This window comes from Tenacibaculum sp. HL-MS23, from assembly GCF_032463465.1.
GTDB classification, from domain to species: Bacteria; Bacteroidota; Bacteroidia; order Flavobacteriales; family Flavobacteriaceae; genus Polaribacter; species Polaribacter bernardetii.
This window is the reverse complement of sequence record NZ_CP135989.1, coordinates 2567231-2583976: the sequence shown is the minus strand read 5'-3', so window position 1 is coordinate 2583976 and position 16746 is coordinate 2567231. Positions and strand designations below refer to the sequence as shown.

Annotated in this window: 17 protein-coding genes; 13 read left to right on the top strand and 4 right to left on the bottom strand. The window is 29.9% G+C overall.

All coding sequences use genetic code 11. The features are described from left to right. Window positions 1–33 precede the first annotated feature (33 nt). From RRF68_RS12080 to RRF68_RS12030, 11 genes are all read left to right on the top strand, one after another. Window positions 34–879 carry an RteC domain-containing protein gene (locus RRF68_RS12080; protein WP_215968337.1) on the top strand — a complete coding sequence of 282 codons (846 nt, stop codon included), beginning with the start codon at window positions 34–36 and terminating at the stop codon, window positions 877–879. Between the two features lie 319 nt (window positions 880–1198). Further along, window positions 1199–1477, top strand: coding sequence for a helix-turn-helix domain-containing protein (locus RRF68_RS12075; protein WP_068704635.1), 279 nt, complete (start codon window positions 1199–1201; stop codon window positions 1475–1477). A 33-nt stretch (window positions 1478–1510) separates the two neighbouring features. Beyond that, the gene (locus tag RRF68_RS12070) at window positions 1511–2176 is read left to right on the top strand and encodes a hypothetical protein (RefSeq protein ID WP_315944493.1); all 666 of its coding nucleotides are present in this window, start codon (window positions 1511–1513) and stop codon (window positions 2174–2176) included. Window positions 2177–2224: 48 nt separating this feature from the next. Next, window positions 2225–2887, top strand: coding sequence for an ATPase (locus RRF68_RS12065; protein ID WP_215968338.1), 663 nt, complete (start codon window positions 2225–2227; stop codon window positions 2885–2887). A 75-nt stretch (window positions 2888–2962) separates the two neighbouring features. Next, window positions 2963–3169 (top strand): helix-turn-helix transcriptional regulator, encoded by a 207-nt coding sequence (locus tag RRF68_RS12060; protein ID WP_215968339.1) that lies wholly within the window; start codon window positions 2963–2965, stop codon window positions 3167–3169. After that, window positions 3162–5510, top strand: coding sequence for an ATP-binding protein (locus tag RRF68_RS12055; protein WP_315944492.1), 2349 nt, complete (start codon window positions 3162–3164; stop codon window positions 5508–5510). Before RRF68_RS12060 ends, RRF68_RS12055 begins: the two co-directional genes overlap by 8 nt. Continuing rightward, window positions 5483–6166 (top strand): hypothetical protein, encoded by a 684-nt coding sequence (locus RRF68_RS12050; RefSeq protein WP_315944491.1) that lies wholly within the window; start codon window positions 5483–5485, stop codon window positions 6164–6166. The genes RRF68_RS12055 and RRF68_RS12050 overlap by 28 nt, the downstream gene beginning before the upstream one ends. Next, the gene (locus RRF68_RS12045) at window positions 6166–6792 is read left to right on the top strand and encodes a hypothetical protein (protein WP_215968342.1); all 627 of its coding nucleotides are present in this window, start codon (window positions 6166–6168) and stop codon (window positions 6790–6792) included. The genes RRF68_RS12050 and RRF68_RS12045 overlap by 1 nt, the downstream gene beginning before the upstream one ends. Continuing rightward, the gene (locus tag RRF68_RS12040; RefSeq protein ID WP_215968343.1) at window positions 6789–8393 is read left to right on the top strand and encodes an Eco57I restriction-modification methylase domain-containing protein; all 1605 of its coding nucleotides are present in this window, start codon (window positions 6789–6791) and stop codon (window positions 8391–8393) included. Before RRF68_RS12045 ends, RRF68_RS12040 begins: the two co-directional genes overlap by 4 nt. 1201 nt (window positions 8394–9594) lie before the next feature. Further along, window positions 9595–9999, top strand: coding sequence for a DUF6943 family protein (locus RRF68_RS12035; protein ID WP_068704647.1), 405 nt, complete (start codon window positions 9595–9597; stop codon window positions 9997–9999). Between the two features lie 11 nt (window positions 10000–10010). After that, window positions 10011–10388: a DUF2493 domain-containing protein gene (locus tag RRF68_RS12030; protein ID WP_068704649.1), complete on the top strand. Its 378-nt coding sequence runs from the start codon at window positions 10011–10013 to the stop codon at window positions 10386–10388. A 26-nt stretch (window positions 10389–10414) separates the two neighbouring features. Here RRF68_RS12030 and RRF68_RS12025 read toward each other — a convergent pair whose 3' ends face one another. The 4 genes from RRF68_RS12025 to RRF68_RS12010 are packed head-to-tail and all read right to left on the bottom strand — an operon-like array spanning window position 10415 to window position 11984. After that, complete coding sequence (locus RRF68_RS12025; RefSeq protein ID WP_068704837.1) at window positions 10415–10603, bottom strand: hypothetical protein; 189 nt, start codon at window positions 10601–10603, stop codon at window positions 10415–10417. A 4-nt stretch (window positions 10604–10607) separates the two neighbouring features. Beyond that, complete coding sequence (locus tag RRF68_RS12020) at window positions 10608–10826, bottom strand: hypothetical protein (protein WP_068704652.1); 219 nt, start codon at window positions 10824–10826, stop codon at window positions 10608–10610. After that, window positions 10804–11226 (bottom strand): DUF5675 family protein, encoded by a 423-nt coding sequence (locus RRF68_RS12015; protein ID WP_068704654.1) that lies wholly within the window; start codon window positions 11224–11226, stop codon window positions 10804–10806. Before RRF68_RS12015 ends, RRF68_RS12020 begins: the two co-directional genes overlap by 23 nt. Before the next feature lie 2 nt (window positions 11227–11228). Further along, window positions 11229–11984, bottom strand: a complete 756-nt coding sequence (locus RRF68_RS12010; protein ID WP_068704656.1) for a hypothetical protein — start codon at window positions 11982–11984, stop codon at window positions 11229–11231. A 980-nt stretch (window positions 11985–12964) separates the two neighbouring features. On the opposite strand from RRF68_RS12010, the gene RRF68_RS12005 reads away from it, so the two are divergent. Both RRF68_RS12005 and RRF68_RS12000 read left to right on the top strand, forming a co-directional pair. Next, window positions 12965–15385 (top strand): TonB-dependent receptor, encoded by a 2421-nt coding sequence (locus RRF68_RS12005; RefSeq protein ID WP_315944490.1) that lies wholly within the window; start codon window positions 12965–12967, stop codon window positions 15383–15385. A 32-nt stretch (window positions 15386–15417) separates the two neighbouring features. Continuing rightward, window positions 15418–16689 (top strand): hypothetical protein, encoded by a 1272-nt coding sequence (locus tag RRF68_RS12000; protein ID WP_315944489.1) that lies wholly within the window; start codon window positions 15418–15420, stop codon window positions 16687–16689. The last annotated feature ends 57 nt before the right edge of the window (window positions 16690–16746 follow it).

The following is a 16746-nucleotide window of genomic DNA, read 5'->3' as shown; positions in this document are numbered from 1 at the left end:
AACCAGATTTATTGTCCTCATAACTACTGTAAGTTGAAAAAAATTGAAAGAATAGTAAAAAAATTAGATTCTAATTTAGATTTTTTAGAAAAAGAAATTGAAGGCGTTTTAGAGAAGTCTGAAGAGGGTATTAAGGTAACTCAAAGAGCTCTTGAACAAATAAGAGAACTTTTGTTAAAACGAAAATCAGCATCAACTTCTGATGAAATCTATTTTTTCAAAAATATTAAGCCTCAAGTTTTTAGTAAATTAATTTATTATGTGAAATTATTTAGTATTGAAAGTAAAAGACCAAGAAGTAGTAACAAATCTCAAGTAAAGTATTTTAACAAACATATAGATAGGTTGCAAAATTATTTTAATGATAATTTAGAGTTTTATCATTATTATAGACGAGGTGCTACTTTTTTGGATAACGAATATTTTATAAGAGGAAAAGCTAATATTCGTTTATTTCCAGATTCTCTTTCTTTTTTCGCAGATGATAAATTTTCTACAAGCCACGATTCTACTGTAGCCACAATTCTTGCTTATGATATGCTAATAATTTATTTAAAAACTGAAATTGATAAACTTGAAAATAACAATGGTATGGAAGCAAATTATAACGCTTTTCAAAAGCAATCAAAATTATTTTGGACAGGTAATAAAACAGATTTAATAGAACTCATTTATGCACTTCATAGTTCTGGAGTAATAAATAGTGGAACAGCAGATATTAAAGAGGTAGCCTTAATTTGCGAACAAATGTTTAACGTTAGTTTGGGCGATTATTACAGAACTTTTTTAGAAATCCGTTCACGCAAAATAAATCAAACAAAATTCATTGATAAACTAAAAGAGTCTTTAGTAGATAAAATGCTAGAATCTGATGAATAAACACCCAACTTGGGTGTTTTAAAGAGCAAATAATTATCATAGTATTTGCTCTTTTTTATTGCCTATGTTTTACAAGTAAAACATTAAAACAAATCAATGTAACTCATTAAATATGAGCGTATAAAAACACCCAAGTTGGGTGTAACTTGTGAAAAACACTCAATAATTCACTTCATATTTGCTAAACGAAAGTCAAATCACAGATTCACGAATACCTATTTGAAAAAAACATTCTAACTCGTGAATTAAATCAATTTAATAGCTGCCATTGATAACGAAAGTTTGATGTGGTAGCTGTTTTTAACTTAAATCGTTTACTATGGCAGCAACAATTATTACAACCGAAGATCTTCACGAATTCAAATTAGAATTATTAGAAGGTATTAAAACAATCATCAATAACAAAACAGGTTTAGCCACTAAAAAATGGTTAAAATCACCAGAAGTTCGCGACCTGTTAAGTATTTCACCAGGTACATTACAAAACTTACGAATTAACGGAACGTTACCATACACTAAAGTTGGTGGTGTTATTTATTACGATTATGATGATATTCAAAAAGTAATGCAAGACAATAGAATACACAACAAGTTTTAATGCCACTTTAAGTGCAGCTAAAACACCTATTCTATGCAAAAAGTTAATTATATAAAACACCTAAAAGGTGTATTTATTCAATTCTCTAAAGACAACCGTTTAAATCCAACACATATAAGTTTATATATAGCATTATTCCAAATCTGGAATAACAATCGGTTTTTAGACGAATTTTATATCAATCGAGAAGAAGTAATGAGCTTTTCAAAGATAGGCTCTAAATCAACATATCATAAATGTATTAAAGAGCTAAATCATTGGAAATATATTATTTACTATCCATCACACAATCCATTTAAGGGAAGTAAAATTAAGATGTTCAATTTTGAGACAAGTTATAAACAAGTTATGGACTCATACAATCCTATAAACGGACAAGCACTGGTATCTAATAATAAACATATACAAACTAATAAAAACATTAATAAACTTGACCAGCCAAAAAATGAAAATGATGTTATTACTTTTTTTAAAAATGAAAAATGGCCAATAATTGAAGCTCAAAAATTTTTTAATCATTATCAAGGTATTGGTTGGAAAGTAGGTGGAAAAACAAAAATTGTCAATTGGCAAGCTACTGCTAAAAATTGGATGCTAAAAGCTGAAGAAATAAAAACAAAAATAAATCAAAAAGCAGTTAGCCAAAATCAAGACAACCTAAAGTCAAGTAAAAACAAAAACTACAATGAGCCTTTATAACGCTTTGCGTCATACGGCGCTTATTTCAGTAACTCACTATCTAAAACTATGAATAAGATACAACCACATATTATAAAAGAAGGAGGTGTTCAATACCAATTAGGAGAATTTAATAACAATAATATTTCATACGATTTCAAAAAAATATTAATTTATCTTGATGCAAAAGGAAAGCTGCTCTTTGGTAAAAACTTTAAAATCTATGAAGAAGATGAGGTTATTTTATATAAACTATGTGTCTATTTTATAAGTGATTTTGAGGCTTGCAAAAAATTAGAAATAGATCCAAACAAAGGGATATTATTATCGGGACCTGTAGGCTGTGGTAAAACAAGTTTAATGAAATTATTAAGGTTTATGGTACCACATCAAAAACCGTATGAACTAATTCCTGCTAGAAATATCACATTCGCATTTAATAATATTGGTTACAAAACTATTGAAGAATATGGTAATAGTAGTTTTTATTGTTTTGATGATTTAGGTGTTGAATCAACTGGTCGTCATTTTGGTAAAGATTGTAATGTAATGGGAGAAATTCTTTTATCTCGTTACGATTTATTCCTAAAAAGAAAAATAAGAACACACGCTACAACCAACCTAAATGCACAAGAATTAGAAGAAAGATATGGTAATCGTGTACGTTCTCGAATGCGAGAATTATTTAATTTAGTTGCTTTTGATAAGGAAAGTGTTGATAAGAGAGTTTAAAAGAATTATAAACTTGCATTGCTATTCGGTTTCAACTCAATATATTTGTCTAATACACTAATTAATTGTACTTCTATGACTATAAATCGTATAAAAGTAGTTTTAGCTGAAAAAAATAAAAAGAATAAATGGTTAGCTCAAGAACTTGGTAAAAGTCAATCTACCATTTCAAATTGGTGTACGAATGAAAGTCAACCATCTTTAGAAACCCTTATTGATATAGCTAATGTTATAGATGTGGACGTAAGAGAATTAATTAATTCAACGAAAACTAATGAGTAGTAAAATTGACAATGTAAAATTAGAGCTTACAGCTTTACTATCTAAAAATCCTCCTGATTTTGGTAAGATTTTATCTCTTTCTAATGAATTAGCTAAACTAGATCCAGATCATCAAAGATTTTTTGTTGATGCAAAAACTCTAATACACTTAGGAAGAGATAGTATTAAAGATCATTCTACTGCGCTACTAGAATTAGTAAAGAACAGTTATGATGCAGATGCTAAAAATGTAGACATTGAAATATTCTCTATAACCACAGATTCAATAAGAGTAGCAGATAATGGCTTCGGTATGACCGAAGATGAATTGAAAAATAATTGGTTAAGAATTGGTTTTTCAGAGAAACGTCAGCAGAAAAAAAGCAAATTAGGAAGAAGAAAAACTGGAGAAAAAGGTATTGGAAGAATTTCAACTGATAGACTAGGTTCTCAACTAGAAATAAGAACAAAATCAAAAGATTCTGAACTGACTGGGATAAAATTAAATTGGGATGATTTCGATGTTGAAGGTAAAAATATATCTGATATTAGAGTGCAATTATTTAAACCTGATTCAATAAGTTTACCCAAGCTTTTAGGAGAGGATGCAAAAACTGGTACTGAAATTCTTATATCTAAACAAAGACAACCTTGGAGTAAAAATAATATTGAAAATCTATATCAAGAATTATCAGCTTTAACACCACCATTTGAAGATGTTGTTGATTTTGATATTTCATTAATTAATGATATCCAGCCAACTATTTCTGAAAAAATAGATACTAACTATTTAAATGCTGCAGAAATAGAAATTGAAGCTTATTATGATGGAAAAGGTTCAGAAATAGTTTATACATATTGGGACAAGTATAATAAAAAAGAAATAATCGAAAAAATTGATTGGCAAAATCTAATTTCTAAATCTAATTTAAAAGATTCACACGATTTATCTGATTCATTGAGATGTGGTCCAGTTACACTTAAATTATATTTCTTTTTAAGGGAATCAGCATCTGTTAGAGATATGGATTTTAACCTTAGTTCGCTTAGAGAGTTCTTGGATAATAATGCAGGTATAAAAGTCTATAGAGATAAGATTGTTGTAAAACCTTATGGTTTTCCTAGTTCACAATTTGGTTATGATTGGTTGGAATTAGCAGATAGAAAAGCAAAAGATCCAGCTGGTTTAAGTAGAGCAGAAAATTATAGGGTAACTCCTAATCAATTAGTTGGCGGTGTTTTCATTACAAGAGACTCAAATGTTGAATTGGCAGATAGTGCTGCAAGAGAAGGTTTAGTAGAATCAGAAGCCTTTTATGATTTACGTAGCCTAACTTTAGGTTCAATAAATATGCTTGAATCATATAGAACAAAGTTGATTCCAAAAATTAAAAGTTCAAAAGCAGGTACTAAGAAGTCTTCAACAGAAACACAGACAGATAAATTAATAAAAGCTTTATCAAACATTGAGCAAGATTTAGATGATATTAATTCTGATATTCAAGACAGTAAAGATATTGATGTAGACACAAAAATAAAAGTACAGAAAAACATTACAAATCTAAGTCGTACAACTAGTAAAGTCGAAAAGACTATTACAGATTTACTTAACTGGAATAGAACTTTGAGTGGTTTAGCAACAATAGGTATATCATCTGCAGTGTTTGGTCACGAAACAGAAGGATCTATTACTCAGTTTAAAGGCTCTGTTTCAACTGCAAAATTATTATTAAAAAGAAAAGAGCCTAACATAGAGAAAGCACTTTCAGAACTTGACAAAGCAATTCGTTATTCTAAAAGAGTAGCTGCTTGGGGTGCCTATGCTTTAACAAGAGTTCAGCGTGAAAAAAGAAACAAAAAAAATACTAATATAAAACGAACAATAGAATCTGTGGTTAATGAATTAAAACCTGCTTTCTCAGCAGCTTCTATTTCTATTGATTCGATATTGAAGAATATGTTTTCCAATACATATCAAATGGATATAGAAACTATTCTAATAAATCTATTAACTAATTCTTATACTGCTGCAACTCAAAAATCTGGTGATAGAAAAATTGTTATTACTCTATCTTTTAAAGATAAGAAAAAATCTAAAAAATCAATTATAGAAGGCTATATGATAACGGTTTCAGATTCTGGACCAGGTGTATCAAAAGAATTTAGTCATAGAGTATTTGAACCTTTATTTTCAACCAAACTTAATCCTTCAAAAGGAAGTAAAAGTATAGGAACAGGTTTAGGGTTAACTGTTGTTAGCTCTATAGTTAGAGATTTAAAAGGAGAAATATCCTTTGATCAAGACCCAATATTAAAAGGAGCTCGCTTTAAAGTATGGCTGCCAATAGAGAAAAAAAAATGAATAGAATAGGAATTATTGATGATAATAAAGATCAAAGAGAAACATTACAACTTGCTCTAGAGGCTCACTTAGAAAATAGAGAGTCTACTCTAGAAGTAATTGATATTTTTCCTTTTGATACTCAGGATTTTACTGAATATTTTGAATGGATTCAGGCAAACAATATTTGTTGCCTAATATTTGATGAAAGAATGCATAATGAATCTGAAGATAACGTAGGTCCAGTTGGTTATAGAGGAAATGAATTAGTTACAATTGTAAGAAACAAATTTAAAGATATTCCAATCTATGTAATTACTTCTAATAAAAGTGATGAAGATTTACAGCAAAAATTCAGTGAATTTGAAGACATAATTGACAGACAGGAGTTTACAGATGAAGGAGAAAGATATGTGGATAGGTTTATAAGAGCTTCACAAAGATATTTAGATGAAAATACAAGTGAGCTTGAAGAATTTCAACAACTATCAGAATTAGTAGCGTCTGGCAAAAATGATAAGGATAATTTAATTCGTCTACGTGCATTACAATTAAAACTTAACTTGCCATTAGATAGCGGATTAGGTGAAAGAAAAGATTGGCTAGATGAATATGAAAATAAAATTCAGTTTTTAGAAGAATTACAGAAAAAAATTGAAGCAAAAATCACAAAATAGTGAACTGGAAGAAGATTATAAAAGATAAAGAAAATCAACCAGCAGTTGGTACATATTCAGATTGGAAAGAACAAATTGCAAAAGAGTGTTTTTATCAATGTATTTATTGCTCAATTAACGAAGCTCAATTTGGTGGTATAGATCATTATCATATTGAACACTACAAGCCTAAGTCAATTGAAAGATTTAAAATTCTGGAAAATGATATTTGTAATTTATTTTATAGCTGTCCTATTTGCAATAGATTTAAAAGTTATGATTGGCCTAATGATGCAGATGATTTAGATATTATTTGTTATCCTGACCCTTCTACTTATGACTATTCAGATTTGTTTGTAGTAAATTCCCTAGACTACAAAGTTTATGGCACTTATGTTAGTACAAAATATATGACAGAAAGGTTATATTTAAACAGACCACAACTTTTATATGAAAGGCGTGAGTCTTTTTTAAAGCAAAGAGAAGAAAATGTTACTAAAGCTCTTGAAGTTCTTCAAGACAAAATAAATAATCCAGAAGATTTTACTCTATTAAAAGAATCATTATCAGGTATAATACAATTAAATAAAACACTTCAAAAAAGAAGCAGTATTCGTCCATATAAATTAGCAGAAATAAGGAAATGAATAAAAAAAGTTTAGGATCATATTACACTCCAATACGTTTGGCAAATTTCATAGCAGATTATTGCCTTGAAAATTTTGATCAAGATGTTATTTCTATATTAGAGCCTAGTGTTGGTGATGGTAATTTTGCTGCTGCAATTTCTAATAATAATCAATTAGATAGATTTCAAAACATTAATCTTACCTTAGTTGAAAGAGAGTTAAATGAATTAAACAAAGCTATTGATAGATGTAATCCAATTGTTAATCTCAATTCGATTCACAGTGACTATTTAGATTTTCATAATTCAGATGACAACTTATATTCCCTAATCATTGGAAACCCGCCTTATGTAAAAAGTTCACTACTTACTGATGAACAAAAAGACTTATGCAAATCCATTCATATTGATAGCGGATTAAAAGATAAAAAGATAAATAATATATGGACATCATTTTTAGTAAGTGCTATTCAAAAAATAGAAAATAATGGTGTTATCGCTTTTGTTCTTCCTTTAGAATTACTTCAGGTGAAATTTTCAGAAGAAATAAGAGATTTACTGAAATCAAGTTTTGATAGACTTGAAGTATTTATGTTTGATGAATTACAATTTCAAGAATGTAAAGGACAGGATACTGTTCTAATAGTGGGTTATAATCAACATCAAGAGCAAGGTACTTATTATACAACTATAAAAAATATTGAAGAACTAGAGAATAGAAGTTTTAATTTAATGCAAAATGTTTCTGTTTCTGAATCAAATACCAAATGGACTCATCATTTCTTATCACCAGATGAACATCAATTTTTAGAAAATTTAAAATCTCAACTAAATTTAACAACTAAATACGTAGAAAATAAAGCAGGTATAGTTACTGCTGCCAATGATTATTTCATTGTAAATGATGAGGTTGTTACTAAAAACAGATTAAGAAGTTATTCTAAACCTATTGTTCAAAAAGGGTTTTACGTAAATGGCTCTGTAACATTTGAAAATGAAGATTTTCAGAAGCTTGTAGAAGAAAATAAACCTGCTTACCTCTTGGATTTTAATAAAGCAAATCCAAGTAAGCTATCAAATAATATAGTAAATTATTTAAAAATAGGAACCGATAGAGAATTGGAAACTAGGTTTAAATGTCGTCAAAGAAAACATTGGTATCAAGTTCCAAATATTGCAAAACAATCAGAAGCTTTTTTCTTTAAAAGAGCTCACGAATATCCAAAATTATTAAAGAACAATGCAGCAGCTTATGTAACTGATAGTGCCTATATGATTGAACCAAAAGATGGTTATCTAATTGAAAATATAATATTCTCATTTTATAATTCTTTAACACTCGCATTTGCAGAATTAGAAGGCCGTTATTATGGTGGAGGTGTATTAGAAATTACTCCAAATGAATTTAGAGCTTTGCCATTGCCTTATGCGTTTGTAAATAACTTTGAAGTTTATAAACAAAATTTTAAGAATAAACTAAATATTACAGAAATCCTCTCAAAGTACAATACTGAAATATTAAATTCTGCACTTGATTTAAATTCAGAAGAAATTGATAAAATTGAAGGTATTAGAAGGAAGTTGGTTTCTAGAAGACAGAAAAACAATAAAATTGTGTAAGATAAAAATTTACAATAGGTAATTAATCTAAACAAATCCCCACAAACTAAAACCCAGTTTTTTCGTACCTCAAAATCCTCTGTCTTTTAGTTTGTTCCCCTCGCCATTCCTTTATAGCGTTTAAATTGCCTCACTTATGCAGCACATTACAGCTTGTTTCATTCGTGCCTCATTACACAACTGCAAAGAGCTGCACATTGCCAAAAGCTAATAATTTAAACGCTATCCCAAGCTATATTTACATAACGTGCAGTTATACTGCTCTTCCGTGAAAAACTCCAGGCACTATAACGCCATTATGTAAAATAGCCACACATCCGACGCGCATCCAGTAATTAATAATAACAAGTAGATAATTTAATAACATTCCGTCTTTTTTACATTGTTTTTATAAGTGCCTACTGGTAAATTTAAGTGAATATTTTTAAAATCATTAAAATTTCAGTTTATAAAAGAAATTGTAAAGCACCTATAAAATCAAAAAAAAGCCAATAAGAGTATAACTTTTTATTTGAAAAAATCAGGATAGTTGGTTTCACTAAAAGTAAATGCTATTAACAATCAAATAAACTTATATATTTCAATAATCTAACTCATAAGTAATATTTTCAAAACATTCACTTTTAACAAAACCAATCAAAAAAACAGTACAATCAAATAAAAAGCAATACACTTATTCTCGCTGCTGCCGGCGCACTAGGTATTTTAACTTTATTATAATTCCTTACCTCATTCAACTGCACAAAACCATCGTTAAGTCCAAGTATTCCTTATCTCAAGTCTTTGTTTGTTTCATTTCTTTAAGTAATCAAAAAAAATCCAGATAAAATCTATCATTTTAGATATAATAAAGGATAAAAAGAAAAACAAAAAAAAGACAGCAAAACAAATGGTTCCCTTAATGTTGCAATACTTTCAGCATCTGTTTCCCTCAAGAAAAAATGTATTTGTATAAAATTTTATCTTTTAAAAGCCTCCGCTTTTAGCCTATAAAGGTCAAGCCCTTCGGTTTTGAAAAAAATCTCCACCACTAACAGTTTAATACTTAAAATTCAACATTCAGTAGTTGGTAGTATTTTTTTCAAAAACCTTGATAGTCTATCCTCCCCATTTAGAAACAGCTTTCTTTTTGTTGTTTTTCTTTCCAAAATTTTATGGGCAAAAAAACAGCAAAAGAACCTGAACCTAAAAATGGATACTTATGCAAATTTTTGAAATCAAAACCCACAAAATTGGACGAACTTACTCAAACCCACATTTTTTTATTTTGAATAAAGGATTAAATTCTGGAAAGCCATTAGACAAACCTTGTCCAAACTGCTTTGTAATTTCCACAACTTCTACAACAAATAGAGAGTCTTTGTATTATCTGTGTTTATCCTTAAAAGTTGGTCAATACTTTGGGTGCTATTTAAAAGGCTCTGTCATTCCATTTATTGGTATTTCAGACGTAAAAAAAGTAATCACTACTGCACTGCAGAACTATGAAGAACAACAATGGCAATTGAAAGTTGAAAAACTCAAAAAAATAACTGCTTTCGAAGAAAACTTACAACAACAATTGTTAACTATTTCAAAACTAAAAATAGCCTTACTAAGATCTTAACAAATTAAACTATGAAAATAATTATAGCTGGGAGCAGAAACTTCACCAACTACCAAAAATTAAAACACGAATGTGATAAATTTCTGGACAAACAAAAAAATATCGAAATTATTTCTGGAGCTCATTACAAAGGTGCTGACAAATTAGGAGAGAAATACGCGTCTGAAAAAAACATCAACATTATAAAATTTCCGGCTGATTGGATAAAATATGGTAAAGCTGCTGGACCAAAAAGAAATAAACAAATGGCAATATATGCAGACGCATTAATTGCTTTTTGGGATGGAAAAAGTAAAGGAACAAAAAACATAATTCAACTTGCTAAACAAAGACAATTAAAAACTAGAATAATTCTCTTTGAAAACGAAATTCTAAATATCAATCAATAAAAACAAAAGAATACCCAGTACTAAAACTAGGTATTCTTTTTTTGCTTTCTAAAAAACAACCACTTTAATAATGTAGAAACAGAAAAACTAACAATTGCTCCAATAACAGCCATAATAACAGTAAAAAGTATATCGTCTAAACTAATAGTAAAAACTGTAGAGAGTAATGTTCCCCCAACAACACCTGACTTTATTTGAATATCGTTCTGAAACATATTTTTAGTCATCCTTTTTTTCATTAGAAACTACAGCTTGACTAACAGCAGTTGCAACAGTTCCTGCAACTGTCATATAAGTAGCAATTGTTATTATTGTTGCAGGAATACTTATTGGAGCTGCAATAATTGCACCTCCTGCAGTGGCTAAGGCTATACCAATGTTTCTTAACACTCGAAAGAATTTCGGTGTTGGTTTTTTATAACGTTCTATAATTTTCATAATTCTGTGATTTAATGATTAATACAATTTTTTCTTTTCGGTCTTTAGCTTGATACACTAATGACAATAATTTCTGCATAGCATTTCTGGAATATACACCTCTACCAATACCATTTAAATAGGTTACAGGAGCAATACAGCCCTCTAAATCTCTTTTAACATCATTTGCAGGATGAAATAAAATAAAGCTTCTACCTTTCACATTTTTCAAAATCAAATGATATTGAAATCGTTTTGAAAATCTTGGTAGAATTTCATATTGCCCTTCTGGTATACAAGAGATATTTCTTTTGTTATTTCTCCAGGGCAATTCAATGGTATGACAAAGGAATTTATCAGAATTAAAGAGAGTACCATTAGTACCCTCTTTAAAATATGCTCTTTGAAGTATTAACTCCATTGTTAAGGTTTATCAATAATCGTTACAGATAATGCGTTATAAGTACCATTTTTCAAAGAATACATTTGTCCATTTACCTCTTGGTAGAACTCTACTCCTAAAACCTGTACTACTGGTAATGTAGAATTAGCAGTTATAGAAGCTGTTAATGCAATTGCAGCTGTATCTGCAACTGTGTAAGGTAAAATTGCAGTTTCATCATTTTCAAAAGTTGAGGTTTCATTTACGAAATCTAATTCTGATGCTCCCATTACAATTTTAAAATGTGTCGTTCCTGCAGGAGCTGCAATTCTAACTGTTGGTGAAAAAGCAGCTAAATTTAAAGTTGTATCTCCAGAAACTCTATCAAAAGCTTTAACAAACGGAGCAAACAGAGTTGCTCCTAACTTTCCTTTCAAATTAAATTCAAACGCTTCTAAAAGGTTTAAATTACCATCCTGTAAAGTTCTCTGTCCTCTTTCATTAACAATATCGGTTTTAGTAACGGCTACTAAAATTTTTGTTAAACGAGAAACCACTCTTTTGTCTTTTGCATTTTGTAAAAGCACACGAATCGCATTTCGCAATACTTTTCCACCTTTACCTGCTCTACCAAATTCAGAACCATTTTCTCGCGTTCTTTGAAACGCTGGGTCATTTTGAATTCTACTTTTGTCTACACCACCTTTTTCACGAGCAAGATGTCCATCGCTTGTTTTGTAAAAAGAAATACCTCCGATAGTTCCTTTTAGCTTAATAATTCCAGTTTGTTTTGCCATAATTTTTACTTTTTTTTGTGATTAACATTTCAAATCACGTAACTTTATGGCAGTCAATAAAAAAACGAAATCCGTTTTTGGATGTTCGTTCCGATAACTCCAAAAACGTCATTAAAATATTGATAACACGAAAGTGTTCACAACATTTTAACAACGCATTATCAACATCATCATAAAAATATTAAGTCTGTTTTAAGTATTGATAAAGTATAGATAGAGTATTATGAATCAGAAAAGAGCTTGTATATACCCAAAAGACATTCAGCGCATCACAGGGCGTAGTGAACGTTATGGACGCAAGTTATTAAATGATATCAAGAACTTTTTAGACAAAGAACCTCATCAATTTGTTACTATCAATGATTTTTCAGAATATTCTGGAATAGAAATTGAAATCATTAATCTGTATATTAATTAGTTATAAAATCACTTCCATAAATCATAAAATTTGCGTAAATTTATGTTGCTTTGTATGTATAAGGTTTTTATATTTTTACCTCTTTTGTATAAAGCAATTCAAAACGAAAGTTCATATCATTAAAGTTACCTATTCGGTTACCTCAAAAAGGAAACAACTTGTAACTAATTGATAATTAAAGACATTAGAGTGGTAGTTACAATCCTGCCACCCCGACTAAAAGACTTAAGATTTTTCTTAAGTCTTTTTTGTTTTACCCCCACTCTCCTTCAACAATTAATCTACGTTATTTTAGAAATCCTAGACGTTTTCTGCCTTAAAAAGAACTACAATATTGTTTTTTCTGCTGTTTTTCAAAGCCTCCCTTCTTTTCATTGCTGAAAAAACTAAATACTTTAATCTGATTTACACTGCTATTGACCTGTTATAAAACACATTATTTTTTTATCAGACCTATGAACTAGCTATTTCAAAATAAATTAAAAATATTTAATTTTTAACCAATCTAAATAAAAACAATAATTATATTTGCCTCGCTATTTAAATCTAATCTAAATAAATTTTGAACGCTTTATATTTATTATCAATATCACTTCTAATAAGTTTTAACTGTTACAGTAAAACACCAAAAGAAGCTTCGTTAAAAAGCTTAACCGGTAAAGTAGTCTATAAAAATGGTGCACCAGCTGAACTAGCTTTGGTTTATATTAAACAAATAAGTAAAAACACCTATACAGATGAGAACGGAAATTTTATTTTCTCTGATATTCCTGCCGGAAAATACACTGTTTTTATTAAAGCCTACGAAACAAATGGAATTACAGTAGAGGTAGATTTAACTAAAAAATCAGATCATTTAACTATTGTTTTAGAAAACAACGAAAGCACCACGTTAGATAATGTTACTATAACTAGTAAGTCTAAAGGGAAAATTATTAAAGAAAAAGGGTTTTCGGTTGCTATAACGAACACTCAAAAGTTAGCTATTCAAAACCTACAATCAACCGAAATTTTAGGTAGAACAGCAGGCGTTAAAATAAGACAAAGTGGAGGACTTGGCTCTCACACACATTTTAATCTTAATGGTTTAAGCGGCAATTCTGTTAGGGTTTTTATTGATGGAATTCCGATTCGAAATTACGGGGAGTCTTTTTCTTTGTCAAGTATTCCTCCTGCAATGATAAAACGCATTGAAACCTACAAAGGTGTTTTGCCTGCCGAGCTAACAGAAGATGCTTTGGGTGGCGGTATTAACATTATTCTTAAAAAAAGTATTGGTACGCATCTTAGTGCATCATATTCATATGGATCTTTTAATACACATCAAGTTAATATTGATGGTGGCTACAGAAACCCCATAACAAACTTCAATATAGATGTTTCAACTTTTTTAAATAGTACAGATAATAATTATGAGGTTTGGGGCGATAATGTTTATGTTATAAATCCAAATACAGGAAAAATAAAATACGTGAGAGCAGAACGTTTTCATGACAAATATAAATCTAAAGGAATAAAAACAAACATTGGATATACTTCAATAAAATGGGCCGATGAAATTACTTTAGGTTTAATAATATCTGACATGGAAAATGATATACAAACAGGTCCTGTTATGGATATTGTATATGGTAATAGAAAAAGCAAACGTACTAGTAAGATGCTATCTTTTAAGTACCGAAAAAAGGATATCGTAATCGATGGTTTATCTCTTAACACCTTTACCTCTTTTTCTCATACAAACCGTACTGTAATTGACACCGTTCCTTATATGTATAGTTGGCTAGGAAAAATCATAAGAGATAATAATGGCGTTCCTGTTAATTGGCAAAGTAATGGCGGAGAAGCTGGTGATGCTACATTAGCTGAAAACAAAGAAATTAATATAGCCAATAGAACAGGGCTTTACTACCAACTACATCCTCAGCATAAAATAGGGCTACATTACTTTTATAACAGATTTACAAGAGATATTGACGATCCACTACGTCCACAAGCAGAAAGAGAATTAACAGATACAAGATATCTTACCAAGCAAATAATTAGCTACTCTTATGAAAGTAATTTTTTTACAAAAAAGCTAAAAACAAACCTCTTCTATAAACAGTACAAACAAGATGTAAAACTATCTGACCCTAAAAAGGCAGGACAAGAAATTGTTGCTACTACGTATAAAAAAAACATTAGTCACAATGGTTACGGAGCAGCTATTTCGTTTGCTATAACTCCTAAAATAACCCTATTAACTTCTGCCGAAAAAGCATTGCGAATGCCTGGTATTTCAGAATTATTAGGAAATACTAGTGATAACATCCAACCAACTTATACTCTTTTGCCAGAAACAAGTACGAATTTTAACCTAGGGTTTCTTTTAGGAACTTACACTACAAAAAAACATCATTTTAATATTGAAACTAATTTCTTTATAAGAGATATAAAAAACCTGATTACAAGAGGAATTAGCGGAAGTATTTCAGACACCTATGGCTTTGAAAATTTAGGTAAAGTAAAAAGTACTGGTTATGATCTTGAATTAAAGTACAACTATAACAATCGCTTATTTATCACTTCTAATTTTTCTAATTTTAATGCCCGTTATAACTTAAGATATGATGAATTTGGATCAGAATATATTTATTATAAAGACCGATTAAGAAATGCTCCGTATTTAACAGCAAATACTTATGTAGAATACAAATTTAATGACTTTATAAAGAAAAACTCAAAACTATCTATCAATTACAATTTCGGATATACACATCAATTCTACAGAAACTGGGAAAGCTTAGCTAGCAAAGGAAAAGCCTACATACCAACACAAACACTTCATGATTTAGGTATTTCTTACACAGCTCCTAACAACAAAACATCCTTAAGTTTTAATGCTAAAAACATCACCGACAAGCAAGTTTTTGATAATTGGGCTATGCAAAAACCAGGCAGGTCATTTTATTTAAAACTTACGTATAGACCACTATTTTAATCAAATTTTAAATCTAAATATAAATTACAATTATGAAAACAAATTTAATATCAATAAGCAAATCATTGCTATTAACAACTGCCTTTGCAAGTACCTTGTTTATAAGTTGCGAATCAAATGATACTATCGAAGATAAAACACCTACAGGTACTCAAGAATTTTACAACGTAGCTTTTGGAGTAGGATCTACGGGTAACTCTGCTACTTTCGTTCAGGCTTTTCCTGAATTAAAAGAAGGCTCTATTTCTTTTAAAGGTAAAGGTTTTGAGGTTCCATCGGTACGTACGGCAAGAATTTACGGTACTCCTTCTGGTAAATTTTTATACAACCTTAGTTATGGTGGTGGTATACTTTATAAATATGAAATAAACGGAGCTTCAAATTACACTCAGCTAGAAGAAACAAGTGTTCAAGTAGCAATGGGAACCGCTTACCCTCGATGGAAAGTTCTTAACGAAGATGATGCACTAGTACATGCTATTAATACCGAAAAAATATATAAAGATGACGTATACACACATACAGACGCGAAAGCAATTTTACAGAGAATTGAACTTGCAGATTTATCTTTAGCTGAAAAAGAAGAGGTAGCAATACCACAAACAGCAGATGGTTTACATATTTGGAGAATTGACAATCCAACAATTCAAAACGGAAAAGCTTATTACGGTGTAGCCAAAAGAGGTTATGATCCAAATACTGATGAAAATATTAGAACAGATGAATACAAAGCTACTACATTAGTTGTAGATTATCCTTCTTTAAAAAACCCTATATTACTAGAATCTGAAGTTGCTAAAGGATCTACTTATGGCTACAGAGCTCCTGTATATCATGTAGATGAAAAAGGAGATATTTATCATTTAACTTCTAACCCTGCAAAATTAGTTCGTATTAAAAACGGAAACTATGATGACACATATCAATTAGACTTATCTACTGCATTAGGAATGACACAAGTTGGTGCTAACGGATGGTATTATGTTGGTAACGGTATTGCTTATGCACCCTATTATGATGCTTCGATAGGAAGTGGTAGCGATAAAACAACACCTTGGGGAGTTACAAGAATTGATTTATATAACAATACTGCTGTAAAACTAAATGTACCTAGCAACTTATGGATGTGGTATTATCAATCTGGTGTTTTAGGTAAAGATGGTAAATTTCATATGGCTATTGCTCCTCTTGGTGAAAAAGGGAACATATATAGTTTCGATCCTAAAAGTACTTCACCTGATGGCTATACAAAAGGTGCCGAACTTGATAATGGAGCAGATTCATTTTATATAGGTATCTATTAATCTAAAAAAACGTTGCTATTCCCTCAATAAAAGGCTTAAGATTTTTCTTAAGCCTTT